The organism is Pseudoalteromonas sp. SA25 (assembly GCF_011378705.1).
In the GTDB taxonomy this organism is placed as follows: Bacteria; Pseudomonadota; Gammaproteobacteria; order Enterobacterales; family Alteromonadaceae; genus Pseudoalteromonas; species Pseudoalteromonas arctica.
Window position 1 is genome coordinate 225,553 of the sequence record NZ_WTKV01000003.1, and the last position, 25,539, is coordinate 251,091.

General features: G+C 39.2%; 23 protein-coding genes. 14 read left to right on the top strand and 9 right to left on the bottom strand.

Annotated elements, in window-relative coordinates; all coding sequences use genetic code 11:
- Positions 1 to 31: 31 nt before the first annotated feature.
- The 5 genes from GQR45_RS03920 to GQR45_RS03940 form a co-directional block, all read right to left on the bottom strand.
- Positions 32 to 589, bottom strand: coding sequence for a YqgE/AlgH family protein (locus GQR45_RS03920; RefSeq protein ID WP_007585401.1), 558 nt, complete (start codon positions 587 to 589; stop codon positions 32 to 34).
- Positions 590 to 744: 155 nt separating this feature from the next.
- Positions 745 to 1,695, bottom strand: coding sequence for a glutathione synthase (gene gshB / locus GQR45_RS03925; RefSeq protein WP_007585399.1), 951 nt, complete (start codon positions 1,693 to 1,695; stop codon positions 745 to 747).
- 54 nt (positions 1,696 to 1,749) lie between these two features.
- Positions 1,750 to 2,484, bottom strand: coding sequence for a 16S rRNA (uracil(1498)-N(3))-methyltransferase (gene rsmE, locus GQR45_RS03930; protein ID WP_007585397.1), 735 nt, complete (start codon positions 2,482 to 2,484; stop codon positions 1,750 to 1,752).
- A gap of 69 nt (positions 2,485 to 2,553) precedes the next feature.
- Positions 2,554 to 3,054: a hypothetical protein gene (locus tag GQR45_RS03935; protein ID WP_165725182.1), complete on the bottom strand. Its 501-nt coding sequence runs from the start codon at positions 3,052 to 3,054 to the stop codon at positions 2,554 to 2,556.
- Between the two features lie 62 nt (positions 3,055 to 3,116).
- Positions 3,117 to 4,010: a hypothetical protein gene (locus GQR45_RS03940; protein ID WP_007585393.1), complete on the bottom strand. Its 894-nt coding sequence runs from the start codon at positions 4,008 to 4,010 to the stop codon at positions 3,117 to 3,119.
- Between the two features lie 77 nt (positions 4,011 to 4,087).
- On the opposite strand from GQR45_RS03940, the gene glnE reads away from it, so the two are divergent.
- A complete protein-coding gene (gene glnE, locus GQR45_RS03945) occupies positions 4,088 to 6,883 on the top strand; it encodes a bifunctional [glutamate--ammonia ligase]-adenylyl-L-tyrosine phosphorylase/[glutamate--ammonia-ligase] adenylyltransferase (protein ID WP_165725183.1) in 2,796 nt (931 codons plus the stop codon).
- A 47-nt stretch (positions 6,884 to 6,930) separates the two neighbouring features.
- Here glnE and GQR45_RS03950 read toward each other — a convergent pair whose 3' ends face one another.
- From GQR45_RS03950 to tolC, 3 genes are all read right to left on the bottom strand, one after another.
- The gene (locus GQR45_RS03950) at positions 6,931 to 7,503 is read right to left on the bottom strand and encodes a toxin co-regulated pilus biosynthesis Q family protein (RefSeq protein ID WP_007585389.1); all 573 of its coding nucleotides are present in this window, start codon (positions 7,501 to 7,503) and stop codon (positions 6,931 to 6,933) included.
- Positions 7,504 to 7,544: 41 nt separating this feature from the next.
- A complete protein-coding gene (lpxL, locus tag GQR45_RS03955; protein WP_024590685.1) occupies positions 7,545 to 8,474 on the bottom strand; it encodes an LpxL/LpxP family Kdo(2)-lipid IV(A) lauroyl/palmitoleoyl acyltransferase in 930 nt (309 codons plus the stop codon).
- 110 nt (positions 8,475 to 8,584) lie between these two features.
- The gene (gene tolC, locus GQR45_RS03960; protein WP_024590686.1) at positions 8,585 to 9,940 is read right to left on the bottom strand and encodes an outer membrane channel protein TolC; all 1,356 of its coding nucleotides are present in this window, start codon (positions 9,938 to 9,940) and stop codon (positions 8,585 to 8,587) included.
- 151 nt (positions 9,941 to 10,091) lie between these two features.
- Between tolC and GQR45_RS03965 the strand changes: the two genes are divergently transcribed.
- From GQR45_RS03965 to GQR45_RS04010, 10 genes are all read left to right on the top strand, one after another.
- Positions 10,092 to 10,718 carry an NUDIX domain-containing protein gene (locus tag GQR45_RS03965; RefSeq protein WP_165725184.1) on the top strand — a complete coding sequence of 209 codons (627 nt, stop codon included), beginning with the start codon at positions 10,092 to 10,094 and terminating at the stop codon, positions 10,716 to 10,718.
- Positions 10,719 to 10,744: 26 nt separating this feature from the next.
- Positions 10,745 to 11,203, top strand: coding sequence for a DUF1249 domain-containing protein (locus tag GQR45_RS03970; protein ID WP_007585381.1), 459 nt, complete (start codon positions 10,745 to 10,747; stop codon positions 11,201 to 11,203).
- A complete protein-coding gene (locus GQR45_RS03975) occupies positions 11,190 to 11,975 on the top strand; it encodes a metallophosphoesterase (RefSeq protein ID WP_007585379.1) in 786 nt (261 codons plus the stop codon). The genes GQR45_RS03970 and GQR45_RS03975 overlap by 14 nt, the downstream gene beginning before the upstream one ends.
- Positions 11,960 to 12,520, top strand: a complete 561-nt coding sequence (locus GQR45_RS03980; RefSeq protein WP_165725185.1) for a YqiA/YcfP family alpha/beta fold hydrolase — start codon at positions 11,960 to 11,962, stop codon at positions 12,518 to 12,520. Before GQR45_RS03975 ends, GQR45_RS03980 begins: the two co-directional genes overlap by 16 nt.
- Before the next feature lie 108 nt (positions 12,521 to 12,628).
- Positions 12,629 to 14,518, top strand: coding sequence for a DNA topoisomerase IV subunit B (parE, locus tag GQR45_RS03985; protein WP_010553287.1), 1,890 nt, complete (start codon positions 12,629 to 12,631; stop codon positions 14,516 to 14,518).
- A gap of 29 nt (positions 14,519 to 14,547) precedes the next feature.
- The gene (locus tag GQR45_RS03990; RefSeq protein WP_010553286.1) at positions 14,548 to 15,642 is read left to right on the top strand and encodes a PQQ-dependent sugar dehydrogenase; all 1,095 of its coding nucleotides are present in this window, start codon (positions 14,548 to 14,550) and stop codon (positions 15,640 to 15,642) included.
- A gap of 10 nt (positions 15,643 to 15,652) precedes the next feature.
- On the top strand, positions 15,653 to 17,947 hold the full coding sequence (parC, locus tag GQR45_RS03995) for a DNA topoisomerase IV subunit A (protein WP_010553285.1): 2,295 nt from the start codon (positions 15,653 to 15,655) through the stop codon (positions 17,945 to 17,947).
- A gap of 162 nt (positions 17,948 to 18,109) precedes the next feature.
- Positions 18,110 to 18,823, top strand: a complete 714-nt coding sequence (locus tag GQR45_RS04000; RefSeq protein ID WP_024590693.1) for a 1-acylglycerol-3-phosphate O-acyltransferase — start codon at positions 18,110 to 18,112, stop codon at positions 18,821 to 18,823.
- Positions 18,823 to 19,158 carry a ribonuclease E inhibitor RraB gene (gene rraB / locus GQR45_RS04005; protein WP_007585369.1) on the top strand — a complete coding sequence of 112 codons (336 nt, stop codon included), beginning with the start codon at positions 18,823 to 18,825 and terminating at the stop codon, positions 19,156 to 19,158. Before GQR45_RS04000 ends, rraB begins: the two co-directional genes overlap by 1 nt.
- A gap of 1,115 nt (positions 19,159 to 20,273) precedes the next feature.
- A complete protein-coding gene (locus GQR45_RS04010) occupies positions 20,274 to 21,461 on the top strand; it encodes a polysaccharide lyase family 7 protein (protein WP_165725186.1) in 1,188 nt (395 codons plus the stop codon).
- An 88-nt stretch (positions 21,462 to 21,549) separates the two neighbouring features.
- Here the strand turns inward: GQR45_RS04010 and GQR45_RS04015 are convergent, their stop codons facing one another.
- On the bottom strand, positions 21,550 to 22,521 hold the full coding sequence (locus GQR45_RS04015; protein ID WP_007585782.1) for a zinc transporter ZntB: 972 nt from the start codon (positions 22,519 to 22,521) through the stop codon (positions 21,550 to 21,552).
- Between the two features lie 285 nt (positions 22,522 to 22,806).
- Here GQR45_RS04015 and GQR45_RS04020 point away from each other — a divergent pair, with 285 nt between their 5' ends.
- Genes GQR45_RS04020 through GQR45_RS04030 form a run of 3 tightly spaced genes read left to right on the top strand, consistent with a single transcriptional unit; the run spans position 22,807 to position 25,194 of the window.
- Entirely contained in the window at positions 22,807 to 23,241 is a 435-nt protein-coding gene (locus GQR45_RS04020) for an ATP-dependent zinc protease (protein ID WP_002961974.1), read from the top strand.
- A gap of 2 nt (positions 23,242 to 23,243) precedes the next feature.
- Positions 23,244 to 24,149, top strand: coding sequence for a 30S ribosomal protein S6--L-glutamate ligase (gene rimK / locus GQR45_RS04025; RefSeq protein WP_002961977.1), 906 nt, complete (start codon positions 23,244 to 23,246; stop codon positions 24,147 to 24,149).
- Complete coding sequence (locus GQR45_RS04030) at positions 24,136 to 25,194, top strand: succinylglutamate desuccinylase/aspartoacylase family protein (protein ID WP_007585786.1); 1,059 nt, start codon at positions 24,136 to 24,138, stop codon at positions 25,192 to 25,194. Before rimK ends, GQR45_RS04030 begins: the two co-directional genes overlap by 14 nt.
- The last annotated feature ends 345 nt before the right edge of the window (positions 25,195 to 25,539 follow it).

Sequence of the window (25,539 nt, forward strand, 5' to 3'; positions counted from 1 at the left end):
TTGTTTAAGTTTGCTAAGGGTTAAATTATTATTATGCGTGACCAGCTTCAGGGCTGAGTTGGCTAATATCAAAGCCCAACATTGAAACTGCTTTTTCCCATCGTTTTTCAACGGGGGTGTCAAAAATGATCTTCGGATCGGCTTCTATGATCAACCAACTGTTATCAAGTAACTCTTGTTCGAGTTGTCCTTGCTCCCATCCTGAATAACCCAATGTAATAATAAATTGTTCAGGTGCTTGTGCGGTAGTTAAGCTTGCTAAAACGTCTTTTGAGGTAGTGATCATAATATCGCTACTGAGTTTTTGGCTTGCTGAATAACCTGATTGGGGAGAGTGCAAAACAAAACCACGGTCAGTTTTAACGGGTCCGCCTGCAAACACACTTACTTTTGCTGCGTTTTGCGTTTTGTCGTTATCAATTTCTATTTTATCTAAAAGTTCGCCAACAGTAACATCAATAGGTTGGTTTATTACCAAGCCCATAGCCCCATCTTCATTGTGCTCACAAATATAGGTAACAGCACGTTTAAAAAAAGGGTCTTGCATCGACGGCATCGCGATTAAAAAATGATTTTCTAATGACTGCATAGATTTCACCCTTTTTAGTTAATGAACTTTGAGTATGGCACATACCTTTGTTTTTAAAACTAAAAAAGCACTTTCATACAGTTTAAAAATTAATAGTTAACAACTATATTAAAATTTATGACACGAAAGTGCTTTTAATAACGATAGGTAGATACTTATTTATCTAGCTTTCTTTCAATGGCATCAAACAAAATACCTGTAATAGAAATATCATAAGCAGCTTCAATTTCGCGCACGCACGTTGGTGCAGTTACGTTAATTTCAGTTAATTTATCGCCAATAATATCTAAACCTACAAATATTAAGCCTTTTTCTTTAAGCGTTGGTGCAACCGCTTGCGCTATTTTTAAATCTGACTCGCTAAGTGGACGGGCTTCGCCTCGACCGCCAACAGCTAAATTACCGCGTGTTTCACCATTTTGTGGAATTCGCGCTAAACAATACGGAATAACCTCACCATCAATAACCAATACGCGCTTGTCGCCTTGTTTGATCTCTGGGATGTAATTTTGCACCATAGCAAAGCGGCTGCCGTGCTCGGTTAGCGTTTCACAAATTACACCAATGTTGGCATCGTCTTCTCTAAGGCGGAAAATAGATGCGCCACCCATGCCATCAAGGGGTTTTAAAATAATGTCTTTATGCTCGGCTAAAAACTCACGAATTTGTTTTTGGCTACGTGTAACAAGTGTGTCTGGCGTATGTTCGCTAAACCATGCTGTAAATAGCTTTTCGTTAGCATCGCGAAGGCTTTGTGGCTTGTTAATTATTAACGTACCTTCTTGTTCTGCACGCTCTAAAATATACGTCGCGTAAATGTATTCGGTATCAAAAGGAGGATCTTTTCGCATTAAAATAACATCAAGGTCGGCAAGGGCTATAGTGGCTTTTTCTTCAAGCTCGTACCATTTTTCTGCATTATTAAACACTTGCGCTTTAGACGCTGTAGCGTACGACTTACCTTTACGAAGAGATAAATCATCCATCTCCATATAATAAATTTCGTAGCCGCGTTCTTGCGCTTGCATCATCATTGCAAAACCGGTGTCTTTTTTGATGTTAAATCCACTAATAGGATCTGAAATAATACCTAACTTAATTGCCATGCGCTGTGCCTTACTATAAATGTTACTGTTTATATGAGGGTGCTTTTAGTTATTTCAATTAGCTAAATCGCCAAATTGAAGTTGTAATGCACTTAAGACCGTTAAAGCGGCTGTTTCCGTTCGTAAAACGCGCGGGCCTAAGCGAATATCCACAAATTCTAGTTGTTTAGTTAGTGCCATTTCATCGTCGGTAAAGCCGCCTTCTGGGCCGACTAAAAAGCGTACGCCATCTTTAGGTACCGTAATGGTTTTAATGCTGTGCTCAGCACGAGGGTGAAGAGTGAGCTTAATTGCATTGGTTTGTTGTGCAAGCCATTGTTTTAAATCTACGGGGGGATGAATAATTGGCACAAAATTACGCCCAGATTGCTCTGCCGCTGCTATTGCAATTTTTTGCCATTGTTGGTGTTTTTTCTCAAGACGATCGCCCATTAGTTTCACGCCACAGCGCTGACTAAAAATAGGGGTGATTTCGGTAATGCCCAGTTCAACTGACTTTTGAATTGTAAAATCCATTTTATCACCACGGGATACACACTGGCCTAAATGAATTTTAAGCGGGGATTCTACATCATGAGGATTAAGCTCTAACGGCATTACGACGACTGTTTTTTTTGTTACCTCAATTATTTCACTAAGGTATTCGCCGCCTTCGCCATTAAAAATAGATACATGCTCGCCTACTTTCATGCGCAGCACTCTGCCAATATGCCCTGCAGCATCGTCATCTAAAGTTACAGGGGTGTTTAGGGCAATACTCGATGTTTGATAAATATGAGGAACTCGCATAGGGCGTCACTTATTACTTAGCGTAAAAATATATACTGCTATGGTAAGTAAGCTGAGAGCTGTGCGCAATTATTTATTTTTATTAAGTTGCTCTGCAAGGTCTATTAAATCTTGTGGTGTGTGCGCTATATCGTGGTGATTTTGCGAAGGTTCCGTTAACGTCTCGTCAGTAACTAGGCTTAGTGTATAGCCTGTATCATCAAAGCTTATTAAAAAGCGCTCTTCATGTAACGAGTTATAAATAAAGCGTTGTTTATCGCTTGCGAGTAAGTAATCGGTGCTATTAAAAAGGACTCCGTGTAAATCGTGATGCTCTTTTAGATAGTTAATTAATTCAGAAACGCTTATTTCGTTTTCAAGGTCGCAATAACTATAGTCTTTAATAAGTTCGTCAAACATCATTTTTACTAACTGGCGGGTATTGCTGCCTGCAGCAATAAGCGTACTCGCTTTTGTTATGCCATTATTATTTACATAGTATTCGGCAAATGCTCGGCTAAATTCGTTGTCTATGTCAATTAACAAGTAATTCGTTATTTCAAGTGGCATAGAGCTAGGACCTTGTTGCATTTAAGTAATTACCATTATTACTTAAATGCAGACTTTTAATGGCTGTATTTTAGTAAAAAGGTCTAAAGAGAAAACATGCTAATAAGTAAATAGCCTATAGCACAAAAAACAGCAAACTCTATACATGCTACCCCAATATTATCTTGATGGTCTATTTCAAGAGCCGTATCAATATTTGGTAAAGAGATAACTTTTATCACATACGTTAAGCTGTAAAGCAGTATCCACATTACACCGCAATGCATAACGAGTGTAAATATGTTTTCTACCATTTTACCGTTTTGAAATGCTGCGCTAGATAAACCAGCATATACAGCCAATGCTAAACCTATTGATTTGCCAGCATACCTTATACCAATAGATGTATTCTCTAGGTTAAAGTTACTTTGTAGCGAAGCACCTTGATTTGCTTTTGCAAAACGGTGTTCTCGTATTTTACTATCCAGTGCAAACATTCCCTGAAGCGTAAAAAAGCTAACACAAGCAATAAGTAAGTTGCTGAATCCTTGGGTGTGCGTCCACGTGTACAAGCCAAGTGCGATAATACAGTTAGCGATTAACATGCCTGAATCTACCAATGCAGCACATACATTTTGTTTTAGTATGGCAGCTTCTTCGTTAAACCTGTGAAGTATCCATTTTCTGTGAATTAAATGACCTACTTTTATAAAAGTGAATAAAAGAATAATAATAATTAACACTTTTAACGGGTTTGACTGTGCGGTACTTATGCTTATTTCGTCAAATAAGAAAGCCATAGTGGCTATAACAACTGATATTTCAGATGCAAAACTAATACCCATGGCAAAGTTGTCGTGTTGTGCTAGCTCATCTTTAAGCGCTTGTTTTGCTTTGATTTGAGTGACAACTCGTAAACAAAAAATAGTTATGCAAATAACCGCAAAACTAATGGCAATCGCAATAAAACTAGTGTTAGATAAAGACAAATATGACATGGTGATCCTAATTAAGTTAACCTTTCTAGGTTTTAATCATTCTAGTACGGTTATTGATGATATAAAAGAGAGGATTGATGAGTAACGTAAAGCAACTTCCTATTCAATTACAAAAACTTGGCTTGATGCGCTTTGAACAGTTATACCCGCAGCAAAGTAAACAAAGTGAAGTTGTAAGGTTATTAGCATTAAGCGACTTTGCTTGGCGCAGTTTAGAATCACAACCTGATTTAAATACTTGGCTATTATGCAAAGACGAAATACAAAATAGAGTAATAGATTCTCCTTTTAAAAACCTTAACTTAGCTGACATTGATGAAGTACAGTGCCATAAAGTACTTCGCCAATATCGTGAAAAGTACTGGCTCAAAGTCGCCTTTTTAGATTTATGCTGTAACAATCCCATTGCCGATAGTATTAATTACATAAGCCAACTGGCTGACATGCTAATAAATAGTGCTAACCAATGGGCGCATGCACAGGTGGCAAAAGTAAATGGTGAGCCGCTTGATGAGCAAAACCAAGCAATGCCGTTAATGGTGTTGGGTATGGGAAAACTTGGCGGACAAGAGCTAAATTACTCCTCTGATATTGATCTCATTTTTGCATATCCGCGCAGTACAAAAACCCAAGGTGGCCGCAGAAGCCTTGAGGCTCAAGTATTTTATACCAAAGTTGCACAAAAGCTCATTGCATCACTTAACCAAGCCACCGGTGACGGGCAGGTATTTAGGGTTGATATGCGCCTACGCCCGTTTGGCGAAAGTGGCCCTTTGGTTATGAGCTTTAATGCCATTGAAGATTACTACCAAGAACAAGGTCGCGACTGGGAACGCTACGCAATGTTAAAAGGGCGCTTAATTGGCACGCCTAATAAATATTGGGATGAATTTATTAAGCTTTTAAAGCCGTTTGTTTATCGCCGGTATATTGATTTTTCGGTGATTGAATCTTTGCGTAAAATGAAGTTAATGATTGCACAAGAGGTTCGCCGTAAACGCTTAACTAATAATATAAAATTAGGCGCTGGTGGTATTCGTGAAGTTGAATTTATAGTACAAGCCCTACAAATGGTACGAGGTGGGCGAGAGGCTAATTTACAAACTCAATCATTACTTAAAGCATTAAATGAGCTGGCACTTAACCAAGTTATAGATGAGCAAGAAGCAAGCGAGCTTAAACGCAATTACCTTTATTTGCGAAAAGTTGAACAGTACTTACAAATATTTGACGATCAGCAAACGCAAACACTCCCCGATGATGAATTGAACCAGCAGCGCTTAAATTTATTATTAGAACAAGCTGATTTTTCTGCCACTTTAATCACTATTGAAAAGGTAATGAAGCAGGTTAACGGCGAGTTTGCACTCGTTATTGGTGAAGAAACCGCGCCACTAGATACCTGTGAAGGTGCATTTATTAGTGCTTGGGATCATGGTGATGTGAGCTTTCTAAAAGAGACTAGAGATGAATGGCAAACACCCCTTAACGATTTTAAATTAAGGTTGTCTAAGGTCAACATAGGTAACCGAGGGCGTGAAACCCTTGATAAATTAATGCCTGTTTTATTGAGCCAGTTAAATGACTTTAATGCCAGCGCAGCTGCTTTTACAATGGTTTGCCAAATTTTTAATAAGATAATTTCACGTACTGCTTATTTAGAATTGCTGTACGAAAACCAAGGTGCGTTAAAGCAACTTGTTTTACTGTGTTGTCATAGCAAATGGATAGGCGAGCATATTTCTCGCTACCCTATATTGCTGGATGAGCTAATAGACCCGGCTGTTCTTTATAAACCGACACCATTAACCGCTTATAAAGATGAAATAAGACAGTATTTTTTACGAATAGAGCATGACGATTTAGAACTGCAAATGGAGTCGCTTAGGCAATTTAAGCAAACGCATCAATTACGAATTGCTGCTGCTGATGCAACCGGTGTTCTTGATGTAATGAAAGTAAGCGATCACTTAACCGTATTGGCTGAAGCGATTGTTGATCAAGCTGTTAATATTGCATGGCATAACACCGTTAAGCGTTTTGGTATGCCCCCTGGCACTGATGATGAAAACAAAGGTTTTGCTGTTATTGCATATGGTAAAACAGGCGGCTTAGAAGTAGGGTACGACTCAGATTTAGATTTGGTGTTTGTACATAATCATGATGGCTCAAGCCAAACCAATGGTGAAAAACCGATAGATTCTCGCCAGTTTTATTTAAAACTCGCTCAGCGCTTAATGCATTTATTTAATACTCGTACTGCATCGGGTATTTTGTATGAGCTTGATACGCGATTACGCCCTGAAGGTGCATCAGGTTTACTTGCTATCAATTTAGAGAGCTTTAATCACTATCAGCAAACTCAAGCATGGACGTGGGAACATCAAGCACTTGTGCGGGCTCGGTTAATTTTGGGCCAAGACGATCTTATAGATCGTTTTTCACAAATTCGTAAAAGTATTCTTTGCCAACAGCGCAATGATACCGTGTTAAAAGCCGATGTAATAAAAATGCGCGAAAAAATGCGCGATCATCTAGCGAAAGGAAATACTGAACAATTTGATTTAAAACAAGATATTGGTGGTATGGCTGATATTGAGTTTATTACGCAATATTTAGTACTTAAACACGCGAATGAGTTTGAGCAGCTTACCGTTTATTCAGATAACGTAAGAATATTAACGGATGCAGCAAATATAGGCTGTATTACTAAAGAGCAAAAACAGCAGTTGATCAAAGCGTATATTGATTATCGCTCGTGTTATCACGTGCTGAGCTTGGATCAAAAAGGCAAATTGATCTCGCGAGAAGCTTTTTTACAAGATATTACTAACGTAACGAATATTTGGAATAGTATTTTTGAATTGAATTGAATTGTAAAACCCAAGCGCTTGCTTGGGTTTTTTGTACGTGTAAACCCTTAAACCTTTAGCTTTAAACAGTTTGTTCGCACAAATTCTGATGGTAACTCTGTAATAACCGCTGCTCTTTGTTTGTGGCAAAAGTAAGTGTAAACCTCATGCTCAAAGTCGTCATTTATAGCACGACCAATTTGATAAAGTGCTGAAGTAAAGTTGCTGTCTACTCTAAAATGATCTTTAACTACGTAGTCTTTACTTAAATACCAGTAAAGCTCAATACCTTCATTTTTAGCATATTGATAGAGTACGTCTTTAAGTGTTGTGCCATTTTCAAAGCGCCTAGGCTCAACTTCTCCAGTCCAATTTGTAGGCATTGGATCTACTGTTCGCGCACGTTCAGCCAATACTCTATCCAAGGTTTGTTCTGGTGTTTTAAGTTTTAAAACAAATTGATCTCGTTCTTTATTACTTTTTACTTGGTTACGAATAGAAGAGTAAAAACGTGATAATCCTTCGGCAGCTGCATTTTTAGATTTTTTAATATCAAATAAAGAACCATCACTCAACAAAAAGTATACGGCGAGTGCTATTAGTACAGCTGCAAATGATAAATGCCTAATCCAAAACCACATGATTATTACCCACCTTATTTGTTCCTATTATTGTTATACCATTACTTTTTATAAAAAGAAGGGGTATTTTTATCAGGTCGAGTTTTAAAACGACGGTGTAGCCACATATATTGTTCGGGTGCGGCATTAACAGATTGTTCCATGCGTTGATTTACACGTGTTACATCAGCCTTATTATCACCACTGGGGAAGTTTTCAAGCTCTGGCAGTATTTCTAAGTGATATTTACCATTTTCATCACGGCGAGTTATTAAACTCATTGTTTCGCAGTTTTTACTGCCTGCAAACATAAGAGTACCCGTTGTAGTTGCAGCGTCAGGTACTGCGTAAAATGGGACAAATTCACAGCGGTTACGACCGTAATCTTGATCGGGTAAGTAATAACATACCTTTTTATTTTTTAATGCTTTTAGTAAACCTTTTACATCTTTTCGACCGATTAAATATTCGTTAGAGCGAAGGCGCCCATTAGTCGTAAAGTATTCCATTAGTGGGTTGTTATGAGGGCGATAAAAGCCAACACCCTGACACTCTAAGCCCATAATACGGCTAGCCATTTCAAGATGCAGAATATGAGGTACAAGCAATAAAACACCTTTACCAGACGCTTGTACGCGTTCAAAATGCTCAAGCCCTTTAAAAGACCCTAATGCTTTTTGTGCTCGCCACTGCGGCCACCACCAGGCCATGCCAGTCTCAACCATTGCAATACCGGTGTTTTCCATATTTTTGAGCACAAGGTCTTTTTGATCTGCTGCGCTCATATCAGGAAAACACAGCTTAATATTTACTTCTGCAATATGGCGACGGCGTTTCATAAATTTATGAACTAAGCGACCAAGCTGTTTACCCATTGCCAATTGTAGTTTTTGCGGTAACCAAGAAATTAAATATAAAAATAGAACGCCAATCCACGTTAACCAGTATCGAGGGCCCAAAAAAGATGCTTTAAAAGGAGATGAGGTGACCACAAAAATATCTCTGAGAATAAAAACGATAGTTTAACGCTAAGCGCTGTAAAATACAAAAAGCCAGCATTTAGCTGGCTTCCAATGTGTTCATACTACACGAGTAATGAAAATTAAGCGGCTTTTAAACCTTGGTTTATAGCAACTAGATCTGCACTTGTTAATGTACCCGCAGCTTGTTTTAGGCGAAGGGTAGATAACACATAACGGTAACGTACATCAGCAAGGTTACGCTTTGCATCGTACAAATTTTGCGTACTTACTAGTACGTCAACAATGGTACGAGTACCTACTTCAAAACCAGCTTCAGTTGCTTTAAGGGCACTTTGAGCTGAAACAACCGCTTGCTCTAGCGCTTTGTAAGTAGCAATGTCTGAAACAACTTGATTATAAGATGTAATCACTGTGCGAGTTACTGCGCGGTAATTTGTTTCATAATCTTGGCTCGCACCTACGTAAAACGCACGGGCCTGATTTGTTGCAGCAACTGTTGCACCACCTGAATATAAAGGTACGCTAAAGTTAAGCCCTACAGAGCTTGAGTCTGAACGTGGCTGATCATCAAAGTTAGCGCCATTTATTTGATTGTCTGTAAGAGAATCGCCATAACTAGCACTTAGGGTTAGCTTTGGATAATGACCCGCTTTTGCTAATTCAATTTGATCTTTTGCAATATCAACCGTTACTTTAGACACTTGTAGGTTTATATTTTTATCTTCAGCTACTTTAACAAAGTCGCTTGAGCGCTTAGTTGGTTTAGTTGTTGAGAAAGTATCTGTATTTAAAAAGTCTAATTTTTCGTGATATTTACCTGTAATCTCACGAAGTTGCTCACGTGCTGTTTCTACAGCATTACCTGCAATAATTTCTTGGGCTACAGAGTTATCAAACTGAGCTTGCGCTTCGTGTACGTCTGTAATTGCTGTTAAGCCTACCGCATAACGTTGTTTTGTTTGCTCAAGTTGACGTTCAATTGCACGTTTTTCAGCTTCAACAAATTCAAGGTTATCGCTTGCACTTAATACGTTAAAATAACCTTCAGCAACGCGTACAATTAAGTTTTGTTTAGCTGCATCGTATAGGCCGCTTGCTTGAAGCGCTTGCTTGTCGGCAATATCTAACGTATTCCAGGCACCTAAATCAAATAATGTTTGGCTTAAGCTCACACCGCGAGAGAATTGGTCTGTATCACTTTCAACTTTTACTTGGTTAGATAAGTCGCCAACGCTTTGGTACGACGTTGCATCGCTTTTTGTATAACCCATAGTTAAACCAATTTGAGGTAATAGTGCACTCATCGCCAAATCGCTTTGGTAAGACTGCGCATCGGCTTGGGCTTTTGCTTTTAAAACAGTAGGATCGTTAGCTGTCGCTATTTCAAAAACTTGTAGTAAATCTTCAGCTTTCACTGCTGTTGCACCTAGTGCGCATGATAAACTAACTAGCGCCGCAAGAATGTTCTTTTTCATGTGGGGTTCGGTCCTTAGACAATTTTTGTACTAAAAGCATGTTAACCTGTTTTACTCCATAACAAAAAAAATAATTAGTAAAACAGTATGTTCAAGTGTAACAGAATATATTAACGCATTTTAAAGCTTTAGATAAGTAGGAGGTAGGTACGTGGTTGATAAAAAACTCGTTCAATTTACACATAAAGATGTGAATTTAAAGCCAACAAAAAACCTTTATAAAGGTTTTTTTCAGGTTGATTTATACCAGTTCGAACATGCTCTTTTTGCGGGTGGAAAATCTAAAGTAATTAGCCGAGAAATATTAGAACGTGGCGATGCAATTGCAGTACTCCCTTACGATCCAATATCAGATACTGTTCTTTTAATTGAGCAAATACGTATTGGCGCTATTAAAAGCAAGCATTCGCCGTGGCTACTAGAGTGCATAGCCGGAATGACTGACGGCAGCACTGATTACGAATCAGTTGTAAAAAAAGAAGCGTATGAAGAAGCTGGGCTTGAATTAACTGAACTTGAATTTATGCTTTCATACCTATCAAGCCCTGGTGGTACAACTGAGCGCTTACATTTATATTTAGCGCGTACTGACTTAAGCCAAGTGAAATCAGGTGTATATGGTCTTGAAACTGAAGGCGAGGATATAAAAACTCATATTTTATCAGTTGATGATGCGCTAATGCGCCTCAATAACGGTGAAATGGATAATGCGGCAACGGTTATTTGTATGCAGTGGCTTGCGCTAAATCGCGAAAAAATGGCAAGCAAATGGGCATAAACTCTTACTAATATTATGGTGGTACTTTGACAGCACAATTAGCAACAAAGCGATATATTCAGAGCCTCCCAAAGTATTTAACACTTTGTGAGCATAACTATGTGCGACTATTAAAGTTGTTACCGAGCGAGCGCAATATAGGAAGCATTCGTGAAGTTAAACTTGGCAACAGTGAGTTTGCTACAAAAATTGATGGCAGCGCAAAATACACCATGGATATTTCAATTAAGCAGCTAACAGGAATGGTTAAAGGGATTACGCCACTGTATTTAACGGTACGCATGTATCACGATGCCAAAGTGGCTGAAATTGTTCATCACGATTACCATCAACGCATAAAACCATCTTATGGATACCCTAACCCTAAAATGCATCAAAAAGATGAAAAGTATCAACTGAATGCTTTTTTATACGATTGGTTAGTGGCCTGTGTAGAGCACGGACAAGCGACGTTAAATTGGGATGTAAATAATGGCTTGGTTTGATGATACATATACATTTGATAAATCATCTTTGTGCATTGCGCATATTACTGACAGCCATTTATTTGCAGACAAAAGCGGTGAGTACTTTACTGTAAATACCGCAGATCATTTTGAACAAGCCTTGGCACACATAGCAAAACAATCAATAGACTGCATTATTTTTGGTGGCGATTTAACACAAGATCATAGTTTTGAATCGTACTTATTATTTAGTGAACTTATAAATGCCAGTGACATTACTTGTCCTGTATTTTGGGTGCCAGGTAATCATGATGAACTAGCAATGCTTAATCGCATAAGTGGTGGGCAAATAAATTCGGCTAAACATATTATTGCTAATGGGATTGAGCTACTTCTTATTAATTCTAAAGGGCCCACGCCCGCAGGATGGGTTACTGGCACGCATTTAGATGAAGTAACGGACGCTTTAGTCAACTCGAATAATAGTAAAGTTATATTTTGTCATCATAATCCGCTGCCAATAAACGGCTACCTTGATAAACACTTATTAGAAAATGGCCCACAGCTTTTAAATATCTTAGTTAATAGTAATAATGTATCTGCGCTTTTTCATGGGCATGTGCACAATGATTACGAACAAAGCTTTAGAGGGCTGCCCATATATGCGACCCCGGCCAGCTCAATACAGTTTGTAAAGCACACTTCACAGTGGGAGCAAAAAAATGCGGGGCCAGCTTACAGAACGCTAAATATAAAGAGTAAAAAAGATAAAGTAGAAGTAAAAACGGAAGTAGTATGGCTAAACGCGTAATTTATATTCATGGCTTTAATAGTTCACAAAAATCATATAAAGCTGTGCGCTTTGGTGAGCTTATGGCAAACTATGACGTTGATTATTGTGTACCGAACTTAAACCACGAGCCCCTACAAGCTATAATTGAGCTTGAACAATTACTAACGCCAAATACCGTTTTATTAGGTAGCTCGTTAGGTGGTTTTTTTTCCACGTATTTATCGCAGCGTTATCAAATTCCTGCAGTGGTTATTAATCCCGCGGTCGCACCCTATAATTTATTACAGTCGTTACTTGGACCTAATTATAATCCGTATCAAGATTATCATTACGATTTAAATAACAGCCATATTGAGGCACTTAAATTACTCGCTGTAGATAAATTAGCATACCCTGAGTTACTGTACTTATTACAGCAAACAGGCGATGAAGTGTTGAACTTTCAACACGCAGTAAAATATTATTCGCAATGCAAGCAATTGATAGAATTTGGTGGCGATCATAGCTACGTTGAATTTGAACGCACCTTTGCAAGTATTGTAGATTTTCTTAAAATCACGTAAAACTAGTTAGCCTGAACTGAGGTTAGTTACTATATTAACGCTTTAGCGCATATAACAATAAAACTAGTAAAACGTATTAGAGCCTTAGCGGATATAAAGACAAAAACTATGAGTGATCAAAATTATAACGCCGAAGCCATTGAAGTACTTAATGGATTAGATCCGGTAAAACGACGCCCAGGGATGTACACAGATACAACACGTCCCAATCATTTAGGCCAAGAGGTTATCGATAACAGTGTCGATGAAGCTATGGCGGGTCATGCTACTCGTATCGACGTAATACTCCACGAAGACAATTCGCTTGAAGTAAGTGATGACGGGCGTGGTATGCCTATTGATATTCACCCAGAAGAAGGTATCCCTGGGGTTGAATTGATCTTCACTAAATTACACGCCGGTGGTAAGTTTTCTAATAAAAACTATCAATTTTCGGGTGGTTTACACGGCGTAGGTATTTCGGTAGTAAATGCGTTATCTACGCGTGTAGAAGTAACAGTAAGGCGCGACGCTCAGCAATTTAGAATGGCATTTGAAAGCGGCGATAAAGTAGAAGACTTAAACGTAATTGGTACAGTCGGTAAGCGTAACACCGGCACTACGGTTCGTTTTTGGGCTGATGTTAGCTACTTTGATTCACCAAATTACTCAATTACTAAACTTAATCATTTATTAAAAGCCAAAGCCGTTTTGTGTCCAGGGCTGCGAATTAAGTTCGTTAATAAGCAAACAAAAGAAACCCAAGAATGGTTTTACGAAACAGGCTTAAAAGATTATTTAGTTGAAGCAATTAAAGGTTTTGAAACATTACCGCAAGACCCATTTGTAGGTGAATTTAAGAGCTCAATTGAAGGCGCTGATTGGGCTGTTGTATGGCTACCAGAAGGTGGTGAATCAATAGCTGAAAGCTACGTAAACCTTATTCCTACCGCGCAAGGTGGTACGCATGTAAATGGTTTACGCCAAGGCTTACTTGAAGCAATGCGTGAATTTTGTGAGTTTAGAAACTTACTCCCTCGTGGTGTGAAATTAACTCCTGATGACATTTGGGATCGTTGTAGTTACGTGTTGTCGGTTAAAATGCAAGACCCTCAATTTGCCGGTCAAACAAAAGAAAAACTATCATCACGCTCGTGTTCTGCGTTTGTATCGGGGGTTGTAAAAGACTCGTTTAGTTTATGGTTAAATGAACATACAGATACCGCAGAGTTATTAGCTGAGTTATGTATTTCAAATGCACAAACTCGCTTGCGTGCAGCTAAAAAAGTAGTGCGTAAGCGTGTTACTGCAGGTCCTGCCTTACCGGGTAAACTTACCGATTGTAGCGCGGCCGATAACGACCGTACCGAATTGTTTTTAGTGGAAGGTGATTCTGCTGGTGGCTCTGCTAAACAAGCAAGAGACCGTGAATTTCAGGCTATCATGCCGCTACGTGGTAAAATTTTGAATACCTGGGAAGTTGAGTCAGGCCAAATACTCGCATCACAAGAAGTACACGATATTTCAGTGGCGCTGGGTATTGATCCAGAATCAACCGATATGTCGGCATTACGCTACAATAAAATTTGTATATTGGCCGATGCTGACTCGGATGGACTACACATCGCAACACTATTATGTGCACTGTTTGTTCGCCATTTCCCAGAGTTAGTAAAAACAGGGCATGTGTATGTAGCAATGCCGCCATTATTTAGAATCGATATTGGTAAAGAAGTTTATTACGCACTTGATGAGCAAGAAAAAACCGCTATTTTGGCGCGCATAGAAGCCGAGAAAAAACGCGGAAAAGTAAACGTACAACGATTCAAAGGTCTGGGTGAAATGAACCCGTTACAACTGCGTGAAACCACGATGGATCCAAATACACGACGTTTAGTGCAGCTTACGCTTGATGAAGAAGTAGAAACCATGGAAATGATGGATATGCTGCTTGCTAAGAAACGATCGCCTGATCGTCGTCAATGGTTAGAAGATCATGGTAACAAGGCACTCGTTTAATTACCTGTGCTTAACACTAGGAGAGGCGAATGAAAAAACTACTAGGAAGTTTGCTGTTACTTGGGCTGACTACCGCTCCTGTAATGGCGAAAAATATACTCGATAAGCTCACCGTAGCACCGGGATTTGAAATAAGCTTATTTGCAAATGATGTAGAAAATGCACGTCAAATAGCTGTTTCAAAAAAAGGTATTGTGTATGTTGGCTCTCGTAAAGCGGGCAACGTATATGCGCTTATTGATCATAATAGTGATGGCGTAGCAGATAAAAAAATTGTTGTGGCTAAAGGCCTAAATATGCCCTCTGGCATAGCAATTAAAGATGGCGATTTATACGTAGGCGAAGTGCATCGTATTATTCGCTTTAAAAATATTGATACCCAATTAAAAGATCCAAAATTTGATGTGGTTTATGACGCATTACCGAGCGAGCGTCATCATGGTTGGAAATTTTTACGTTTTGCACCAACGGGCGAGCTAATCATTCCGGTGGGTGTACCGTGTAATATTTGTGCTGAGGATGAACGTTTTGGTCGTATTTTTGCGCTTAATGTAGAAACAAAACAAATAAAAACAATAGCCAAGGGCGTTAGAAACACCGTCGGTTTTGATTTTCATCCAGCTACTCAAGCTTTATGGTTTAGTGATAACGGTCGCGACATGATGGGCGATGATATTCCGCCTGATGAGTTAAACCGTGCAACGCAAGAAGGTGAGCATTTTGGTTTTCCGTATGTTCATGCCGGCGCAATTATTGACCCTGAGTTTGGGGAAGGTAAAAATATTGCCGATTACACGTCGCCAGCTCTTGCACTTGCTGCGCATGTAGCGCCACTGGGTATTCATTTTTATAACGGTAAGCAATTTCCAGCAAGCTATAAGCAACAATTATTTGTTGCTGAACATGGCTCATGGAACCGTTCTAAAAAGTCAGGTTATAAAGTAGGGCTAGCAACAATTGAAGTAGGTCGCGTAACTAAATATACGCCATTTATTACTGGCTTTATGAAAGACGAAACAACATTTGGACGCCCTGTTGCATTTGCAGAATTAGGTGACGGCAGTCTGTTAGTAAGCGATGATTACGCCAATGTAATCTACCGTGTAAGCTATAAGAAAAACTAGGTAAGCTTTAATGAGTGATACAGATACCTTGCTAATGCAAGGAATTGAGCAACAAACAATGGGGCGTTTTACCGAAGACGCCTATTTAAATTATTCCATGTACGTGATCATGGACCGCGCCTTACCGCATGTAGGTGATGGTTTAAAACCAGTACAGCGTCGTATTATTTATGCGATGAGCGAACTGGGTTTGTCGGCTAACGCTAAGTACAAAAAATCAGCCCGTACAGTGGGTGACGTGCTTGGTAAGTACCATCCACACGGCGACAGTGCATGTTACGAAGCGATGGTATTAATGGCGCAGCCGTTTTCTTACCGCTACCCTTTGGTAGATGGACAAGGAAACTGGGGCGCGGCAGATGACCCTAAATCGTTTGCAGCAATGCGTTATACCGAAGCGCGTTTATCTAAGTTTTCAGAAGTACTATTAAAAGAGCTTGGCCAAGGCACCGTCGATTGGACACCAAACTTTGATGGTACAATGGATGAGCCTGTTGTACTGCCTTCTCGTTTACCGCATATTTTACTAAACGGTATAACGGGTATTGCCGTAGGTATGGCAACCGATATTCCGCCACATAACGTACGTGAAGTGGCTAGTGCATGTTGTTTATTACTTGATAAACCAAAAACAGAGCTTGAAGAATTACTTGAGCTTGTACATGCACCAGATTACCCAACAGATGCTGAAATAATTACCCCAAAAGCCGATATTCATAAAATATATAAAACCGGTCGTGGGTCTATCAAAATGCGTGCGGTTTATACCGAAGAGCATGGCGATATTGTTATTACAGCGCTGCCGCATCAATGTTCTGGTGGTAAAGTACTTGAGCAAATTGCAGCGCAAATGAACGCTAAAAAATTACCAATGATTGCCGATTTACGTGACGAGTCAGATCACGAAAATCCAACACGCATTGTAATTATTCCGCGCTCAAACCGCATTAAAGCTGAGCCATTAATGGCGCATTTATTTGCAACCACCGATCTTGAAAAAAATTACCGCGTAAACTTAAACATGCTAGGCCTAGATGGCCGCCCGCAAGTTAAAGACTTACGCTGTATTTTAAGTGAGTGGCTAATATTTAGACGCGAAACAGTGCGTCGTCGTTTGCAGTATCGTTTAGATAAAGTATTAGCACGTCTACATATTTTAGAGGGTTTGCTAGCCGCCTTTTTAAATATTGATGAAGTAATTGAAATCATCCGCAGCGAAGATAAACCAAAGCCTGTATTAATGGAACGCTTTGATTTAACTGATACGCAAGCAGAAGCAATTTTAGAATTAAAACTTCGTCATTTAGCAAAACTTGAAGAGTTTAAAATTCGTGGTGAGCAAGACGAACTAGCCAAAGAGCGTGATAAATTAGCGCAAATTTTGGGCTCAGAACGTCGTATGTCGACACTGCTTAAAAAAGAAATTCAAGAAGCCGCTGAAATGTATGGTGACGATCGTCGCTCGCCAGTGATTGAGCGCTCAGAAGCGAAAGCACTTAACGAAAAAGATTTAATTCCGTCAGAGTCAGTTACTGTTGTGCTATCAGACAAAGGCTGGGCACGCGTTGGTAAAGGTCATGACTTAGATGTACAAGGCTTAAATTATCGCTCAGGTGACGGCTTTAGAGCCTCTGCTCGTGGTAAGAGTAATCAACCTGCGGTATTTTTAGATTCAGCAGGGCGGGCGTTTGCAACTGATGCGCACAGTCTACCTTCGGCGCGTAGCCAAGGGGAGCCAATGACAGGTCGTTTTAACTTAACACCAGGCGCTAATTTTGAGCACGTGGTAATGAGTGAAGACGAGCAAGTATTGCTTATGGCGTCAGATGCAGGTTACGGCTTTATTACCGACTTTAAAGACTTAGTTAGTAAAAATAAAAACGGTAAAGCGCTGGTAAGTGTCCCTAAAGGTGGAATATTACTTTCTCCTATTAGAGTGAACGATGTTGCTAGCGATTACTGTATGGCTATTTCTAACGAAGGTCGAATGCTTTTATTCCCGCTGCGAGACTTACCAAAGTTAGGCAAAGGTAAAGGTAATAAAATCATCTCTATACCAGGTGCTAAAGTACAAGCCCGTGAAGAGTTTGTAAAAGTGCTTGCTGTTGTACCACTAGGAAGCAGTGTTACGCTTCATGCTGGTAAGCGTAAACTAACACTTAAACCAAGTGATTTAGAGCATTATCATGGTGAGCGAGGACGTAGGGGTAATAAACTACCGCGTGGCTTACAGCGTGTTGACGAAGCCGTTGTTGAGCTAACTCCTCAAGATGATGAACCAATAGACGTTATTAGCGAAGAGTAGCCAATTACTTTTTTGTATAAATAAAAACGGTCTGCATTTGCAGGCCGTTTTTGTTTTAAAATAAAGAGCTTAAATATTTCAGCGTACACTTGTGCGCTATTGACTCGTTTGTGTCACAAAATAACGCTATAATAATTATAATTTATTTTTGGAGAAGCCCATTTGCTAGCTGTTATACGCGTTTTTATTATGCTGCTGTTTATATTATTCAGTTGTATTTTTGGTTTATTACTTTCGATTGTAAGACCATTTCACCCTAATAATGTACATATTATAGCGGGTTGGTTTGGCTCAATGGCTAAAATGGTTGGCGTTAAGCTAGTTCTAACACGTCATAAAGATGCCGTTGATCCAGGTCCTGCAGTTTATGTTGCTAATCATCAAAATAGCTACGACTTATTTACAGTGCCAGCAATGGTGCCAAAAAACTGCGTAAGTTTGGGTAAAAAGAGCTTAAAGTGGATCCCATTTTTTGGTCAGCTTTATTGGTTGTCGGGTAATATATTAATAGACAGATCGAATCGCTCTAAAGCGGCAGGAACTATCTCAAAAGCAGCCGAAAAAATTAAAAATAATGGCTTATCTGTATGGATGTTTCCAGAAGGCACACGAAGCTATGGAAGAGGGTTGCTACCATTTAAAACAGGCGCATTTCACACCGCAATGAGCGCAGATGTACCCATAATTCCGGTATGTATGAATACAACACATAAAACCATTAAGCTAAATCGTTGGGATAATGGTACAATTCACATCGAAATGTTAGCGCCTATACCGCTTGATAAAGAAATTAGCGCGCGTGAGCATGCTAAAAGCGTGCATAGCATTATGGCTGCTAAAATAACTGAATTAGATGCTCAAGTGAGAGAAAAATAATGGAAAACTGGCGTGAAATAAGTGAAGACATCGTAAGTTCACTACTTGAAGATGGGTCAGACCCTGAAATACTTTATGAAGTAGAGCACCACTTTGTGTGTGAAGACTTTCCTAAGTTAGAGCAAGCTGCACTTGCTGCTTTTAAATTGGGTTACGATGTTGAAGAACCAGCAGAGCTTGAGCTTGAAGACGGTAACAAAATTTGGAGCTTTGACATTGTAGTTGAAGCTGAGCTAGACGTAGACGTTATTATGGAAGACGTTGATAAGCTAGCGCAACTAGCCGTTGAGTGCGAAGTTGAGTACGATGGTTGGGGTACTTACTTTCAAGAGTAATTAGCTGACTGTTATAAAAAAGGCGATCATTGCAAAGTGTTCGTCTTTTTTAATGCCTGTAAAAGCGTGCTACCAAACATGCGCTTCCCCTCAGGTTTTTTCTAGGGACGATTACTCTTTGTTGCCTAAATGGATGTGGTAAGGGGAGTGAACAGGACGCGGAAGCTTTGCTCGGTTTTTACTTATTTTCACATGGAAGTAAGCTAGTAGCGTAACGCAGGAGTAGTTACCGAGCCCGCTTGGTTACAAACCCCGCGCCGCGATTTAACCGCCCCTAGATTAAACTAATTTCAATCCGCAAAGGGCAACATGCCGAGTTCTGCTAAAGCTTTTAATTCGAACTAAATTGAATCAACCTTCTAGGTGTTTTCAATAATTTATTTAAAACTTATTGGTATGTTTTGTATAAATATTATTAATAAATTATCTATAAAAAATAAAATATTCACCTTCACTGAGCTCAAACACCTCTTAAATTTTCTAAGCTACCCTTCACTAATATAATAATACTTTCATCTTTAAATTCTTATTTCAAATGCATTTCGTTCTGCCATTATTTTGCTTTATTTTATATAAACAGTCTAAATTAATTGGTTAACCAATGGTATTCTAGTTAATTAAACTGAACGTAAGCTTTACTGCATAAAATAAAATAAAAACCAATTTTGTTATCACAAGAAATACGATTTTGAATTTTTAATAAATTACCAATTAAAGTTTTATTTAATGCTTTTTCATTATTTTATATTTTGTTCCTTATCTGGGGTTTGTTATTTTTTTGATAGTGATTGGTTTTAAGTGTTTATTTTCATTTGTTTTTATTTATTGTTGATTTAATGAATCTAAATGAAATTAATACTTATTACCTATTAAATAAATTGTTGCAAATTTATTACAAGCAATATAACTTGTGTCTCAGCCCAGCTGGCAATAATCATTGGTAATATTTATTTGTAAACCAGGAGTGGTTTTTTCTACATTTAACTTATTACCAATTACACATAAAAACACAAGTTAAAACCTGTTTGCAGGCGGTGATCTAGGCTCAAGTGAAATACTCATTTATAGCCATGTAGTAAGATTTTTTCATGTACAGGTTTGGAGAAATAAAGATAATGATTAACCAAAAATCCCTATTTATGCTTGCAGCAATGACTGCTAGCTCAAGTTTTGTACAAGCGGCAACTGTTAATAATGCTGGATTTGAAGATGGTTGGAATAACTGGAATGAAACAGAACCAGCGGCTATTTCAGGTAGTGCTTACAAGGGCTCTAAATCATTAAAAATTCAAGGTAGCCCAGGGCGTGTTTACCAGAATGTAGATGTAGATCGAAATACTCAGTACACGTTAAGTGCGTACGTACTTGGCAAGGGACAAATCGGCATTAACGATCTTAATGGTTTGTTTAAAAGTGAGAAATTTAACGTTTCTTCGTGGACAAAAGTATCTAAAACTTTCACTACAGCTAATACAGGTACGCTACAAGTATTTGCTAAGCATGATAAGAGCTCAAGCGATGTTCGTTTTGATGACTTTTCGTTAACTAAGGGGAGTTCTTCTGGCGGCGGAGACACAGGTGGTGGTGATACTGGCGGTGGCGACACTGGTAGTGGCTCAGGTATAGCAAGCAACATCACCAACGGTAGTATTTTTGACCTTGAAGGTAACGATCCTCATCCATTAGTAAATAGCGACACTTTAGAGTTTGTTCCTCTAGAAGCGCGTCATATCACTCCAAACGGGAATGGCTGGCGTCATGAATATAAAGTAAAAGAAAGTGCACGTGTTGCAATGACCGAAACCTATGAGGTTTTTGAGGCAACTGTAAAAGTTGAAATGTCAGATGGTGGTAAAACGATTATTTCTCAGCACCACGCTAGCGATACGGGTACGATTTCAAAAGTATATGTTTCAGATACTGATGAATCCGGTTTTGATGATAGCGTAGCAGATAACGGGATTTTTGACGTTTATGTTCGCCTGCGTAACACCAGTGGTAAAGAAGAAAAGCATGCACTAGGTACTATCAGAAGTGGTGGTTCATTCAATCTAAAAGTAGTTAATAATTACGGTGATGTAGATGTGACTGCATTAGGTACTACCTTTGGTATTCCGGTAGAAGATGATTCAGAATCTTACTTTAAGTTTGGTAATTATTTACAATCACAAGACCCATATATACTAGATGAGTGTGGCGAGTCAGGAAACTCAGATTCATTTAAAGAGTGCTTTAAAGATTTAGGAATTACAAAAGCTAAAGTAACAATGACTGACGTTAGTTATACGCGTAAAACTAACTAATTATTTAGTAGTTTAGAAAGCCACTCAGTTTAAAACTGAGTGGCTTTTTTAATGCTTTTTTAATGCTTTTTAAATGTATAAACTTAATTTATAACCATTTTTTATTTTTAAAATACACACCAATACCGCCAGTAAGTACAATCAAAAATATAACAAACGCACTAAATGCATAGGGGCTCTCGGTACCCGGGATACCTCCTACGTTTACGCCTAACAGGCCGGTTAAAAAGCCTAAAGGTAAAAACAATGCAGCCACAACCGACATTACATACATACGCTGATTTAATTGCTCAGACACTTGGTTAGTGATTGTTTGCTGAATGATTTGCGCACGTTCAATAGAGCTATCAAGCTCCTCTAAATAACGAATAAGTAAGTTTGTTGTTTCGTTTAATTTTGCTTTATCGTCATCTAACAGCCACGGGTAGTGATTATTTACCATTGAGCTAAGGGCTTCTTTTTGCGGTTTTAAATAACGCTTTAAGGCAATTGTTTGACGGCGCAACTGTGATAAACCTTGGTTATCAAACTTTTTACTTGGTTCATCTATTTCTTCTTCAAACTCGTCGAGTGTTTCATCTAGTGAGTCAATAACGCTTTGCATGCGAGAAGTTAGTTTTTGTGTAATAGAGCATACTAGCTCAGAAATATTGCATGGGCCTTTATTTTCATTTAAACAGGTGAGCGTATCCTGCACCGATAATAAACGACGCTTGCGGGTAGTAATAAGAATGTCTTCGCTAATAAATAAACGAATTGAAACCATGTCTTCAGGGCTTTGTGCTGGATTTAAATTTACACCACGTAAAAATAACATATGTCCGTTAGTCGTTGATGTAATTCGCGGGCGTGTTTCATCAGCAATTAAGGACTCTAATTCGTAGTCGTTTAAATGAGGTTGTGCCTTGAGCCATTCAACAGCCTCGCTTTGGCTATAGTCCATGTGCACCCAAAGTTTTCCGTGGCTTGGTTGCCAGCTATTTAGCTCATTAGTGCTTTCAATAGGGCGAGCGCCGCCTTGTCCATCAAGTACAAGTGCATGTAGTAAACCATTAATCATAATTATTTCTCATAATAGTGTATTTTTAATACCGTTAACTATAGTGTATCTACTTAAGTATTTTAAACTTACCTTTATTTTTAATAAGTTAAGCTTAAATAGCAAAATATATGCAGAGCCTTTGGGCTGAGTAAAGTGGCATAAAGTACTATTTAGCAAGGCGTGCATTGTGTGACCAGTTGTTTAAAAAGATCAATTTAATTTACTAATCGACTAGATAAATTTATTTCGTTGGTGTTTTTTTACCTGTAGCGTATAAGTCACTTTTTTATTAAGGGCACATTTATGACAGCAAAGATCACAGTTGGTTGGCGTGAGTGGTTAAGTTTACCTGAGCTTGGTATTAACGAGATAAAAGCAAAAATTGATACTGGCGCTCGCACTTCATGTATTCATGCAATTAACATTGAAGAATACGAAGTTGACTCAGAAAAATGGGTTAAATTTACGGCCCAGCCACTGCAAGATGATGAGCAAACGCAAGTCACTTGCAATGCAAAAGTTAAAAAAATGAAGTACGTAACCAGCTCAAGTGGGCAAAAAGAGTTACGTTACTTTATAGAAACTACATTGCATGCAGGCGAGCACAGCTGGCCTATCGAGCTTACTTTAACAAGCCGTGCAACAATGAAGTTTAGAATGTTATTAGGGCGTACAGCCATGGAAAATCGTATAGTCGTTGACCCGGCTTTATCTCAACTATTAGGTCGTAAGGTTTAACTATGAAAATCGGTATTTTATCTCGCAACAGAAAATTATATTCAACACGTCGCTTAATTGAGGCGGCAGAGGCACGCGGTCACGAAGTTAAAGTGATTGATGCATTGCGCTGTTATATGAATATAAACTCTGAGCAACCAGAAATTCACTATCGCGGTGAAAACTTAAAAGAATTTGACGCAATCGTCCCGCGTATTGGTGCATCGGTTACATTTTATGGCTGTTCGGTACTTCGTCAGTTTGAAATGATGGGTGTTTACCCTGTAAACGAATCAGTCGCTATTTCTCGTTCGCGCGATAAATTACGCTCACTTCAGTTACTTTCGCGCAAAGGCGTTGGTATGCCAGTAACAGGTTTTGCTAGCAAACCAGATGATGTAAAAGACTTACTAGAAATGGTAGGCGGTGCACCTGTTGTAATTAAATTACTTGAAGGCACACAAGGCATTGGTGTTGTACTTGCTGAAACACGCAAAGCGGCAGAAAGCGTTATTGAAGCGTTTATGGGCTTGAAAGCTAATATTATGGTTCAGGAATACATTAAAGAAGCGGGTGGTGCCGATATACGTTGTTTTGTATTAGGCGATAAAGTAATAGCAGCTATGAAGCGCCAAGCACAAGAAGGTGAGTTCCGCTCTAATCTTCACCGTGGCGGTAGTGCTACATTAGTTCGTATTACTCCAGAAGAGCGTAAAACGGCAGTAGCGGCGGCTAAATCAATGGGCTTGAACGTAGCGGGAGTTGATTTACTTCGCTCATCTCGTGGACCACTTGTGATGGAAGTAAACTCGTCACCAGGTTTAGAGGGCATTGAAATCGCAACAGGTAAAGACATTGCAGGCATGGTGATTGATTTCATCGAAAAAAATGCTTCAAGTAAAGGAACAGCAACACGTGGCAAAGGTTAAAATTAACCGTCCTTTTTCCTTATTAGGAGAGAGTGTAGGCGTAGGCGAGCGTAAAACACTTGCCTTAGAGGCAGCTAAACTTTATACCCATTCACCACTTAATATTCCTATTGAAGTGGTTAACGGTGTAATGGAAGGTCCTGTGCTTATGGTGTGTGCGGCTATTCATGGTGATGAGCTAAATGGCGTAGAAGTTGTGCGTCAGTTAATTGCTAAAATAGACCCAAGCCAACTGCGCGGTACAATAATCGCTGTGCCTATTGTAAATGTGTTTGGCTTTATTCATAAATCGCGTTACTTACCAGACAGACGCGATATGAATCGTAGCTTTCCAGGTTCTGAGCGTGGTTCACTTGCTGGGCGTATGGCTTATATGTTTTTTAATCAAGTGGCAATACATTGTACCCACATTATTGATTTACATACTGGCGCTATTCATCGAACTAACTTACCGCAAATTCGCGCTAATTTAGCTGACGAAGCAACTGCTGAAATGGCTAAAGCATTTGGCACGCCAGCAGTTATAGATGCATCATTGCGTAATGGCTCATTACGAAGTGAAGCTGCAAACCTAGGTATACCGGTTATAACCTATGAAGCTGGTGAAGCACTGCGTTTTGATCCAATCGCAATTGCGGCCGGTGTACAGGGTGTTGATTATGTTATGCGTCATTTAAAAATGATCCGTGGCAAGCGTCCTAAAAAGTTACCAGATCCTATTATTGCAGGTTCAACTAGTTGGATACGTGCCGAAGTTGATGGCATTGTGCGTGCACAAGTATCACTAGGGGAGCATGTAACTAAAGGGCAAGTACTTGCTTATATTAGTAGCCCACTAGGTGACTCTGAGCTTGAGCTTTTAGCGCCTAAAGGCGGTATTGTTATTGGTCAGCAAACTATGCCATTGGTAAATGAAGGTGATGCGGTATTCCACCTTGCTTACTTTGCAAATGACAATAGTTTAGTAGAGCAGCAACTAGAGAACTTTATTGACGAGATAAACGATTTAGATGACGAGCTTAAAACAGCTGAGCTAAATAACTAATAGCTAGGGCGTGTTTAACTTTGCGGATTGAAATTTGTTCAATCTAGGGGCGATTAAATCGCGGCGCGAGGTTTGTAACCTAGTGGGCTAAGTAAAAACCGAGTAACAAAGAGTTTATCGCCCCTAGGCAGAACCCGAAGGGCAGCGCATGTTTGGCATTTATGCTGCGTTATCGCCTATTTATGGGGAGTAACCACACTTCATAGGCTCTGCCTTGCCTAAAAACCAAACATACTGCTGCAAATTCAACCATCAAAGATCAACACGCCCTAGTCTTAATTTTGGTTAGTTAAAGCATTAAAAAGCCGCAGAAGTTAATTACTTACTGCGGCTTTTTTGTGACTA

Coding starts and splice junctions, on each gene's coding strand:
- rraB (WP_007585369.1), top strand. CDS start 18,823: ATGGAAAACTGGCGTGAAATAAGTGAAGACATCGTAAGTTCACTACTT.
- GQR45_RS04015 (WP_007585782.1), bottom strand. CDS start 22,521: ATGATTAATGGTTTACTACATGCACTTGTACTTGATGGACAAGGCGGC.
- tolC (WP_024590686.1), bottom strand. CDS start 9,940: ATGAAAAAGAACATTCTTGCGGCGCTAGTTAGTTTATCATGCGCACTA.
- GQR45_RS03940 (WP_007585393.1), bottom strand. CDS start 4,010: ATGTCATATTTGTCTTTATCTAACACTAGTTTTATTGCGATTGCCATT.
- gshB (WP_007585399.1), bottom strand. CDS start 1,695: ATGGCAATTAAGTTAGGTATTATTTCAGATCCTATTAGTGGATTTAAC.
- GQR45_RS03935 (WP_165725182.1), bottom strand. CDS start 3,054: ATGCAACAAGGTCCTAGCTCTATGCCACTTGAAATAACGAATTACTTG.
- GQR45_RS03975 (WP_007585379.1), top strand. CDS start 11,190: ATGGCTTGGTTTGATGATACATATACATTTGATAAATCATCTTTGTGC.
- GQR45_RS03980 (WP_165725185.1), top strand. CDS start 11,960: ATGGCTAAACGCGTAATTTATATTCATGGCTTTAATAGTTCACAAAAA.
- rimK (WP_002961977.1), top strand. CDS start 23,244: ATGAAAATCGGTATTTTATCTCGCAACAGAAAATTATATTCAACACGT.
- GQR45_RS03920 (WP_007585401.1), bottom strand. CDS start 589: ATGCAGTCATTAGAAAATCATTTTTTAATCGCGATGCCGTCGATGCAA.
- GQR45_RS03990 (WP_010553286.1), top strand. CDS start 14,548: ATGAAAAAACTACTAGGAAGTTTGCTGTTACTTGGGCTGACTACCGCT.
- GQR45_RS03950 (WP_007585389.1), bottom strand. CDS start 7,503: ATGTGGTTTTGGATTAGGCATTTATCATTTGCAGCTGTACTAATAGCA.
- rsmE (WP_007585397.1), bottom strand. CDS start 2,484: ATGCGAGTTCCTCATATTTATCAAACATCGAGTATTGCCCTAAACACC.
- parC (WP_010553285.1), top strand. CDS start 15,653: ATGAGTGATACAGATACCTTGCTAATGCAAGGAATTGAGCAACAAACA.
- parE (WP_010553287.1), top strand. CDS start 12,629: ATGAGTGATCAAAATTATAACGCCGAAGCCATTGAAGTACTTAATGGA.
- glnE (WP_165725183.1), top strand. CDS start 4,088: ATGAGTAACGTAAAGCAACTTCCTATTCAATTACAAAAACTTGGCTTG.
- GQR45_RS04010 (WP_165725186.1), top strand. CDS start 20,274: ATGATTAACCAAAAATCCCTATTTATGCTTGCAGCAATGACTGCTAGC.
- GQR45_RS04020 (WP_002961974.1), top strand. CDS start 22,807: ATGACAGCAAAGATCACAGTTGGTTGGCGTGAGTGGTTAAGTTTACCT.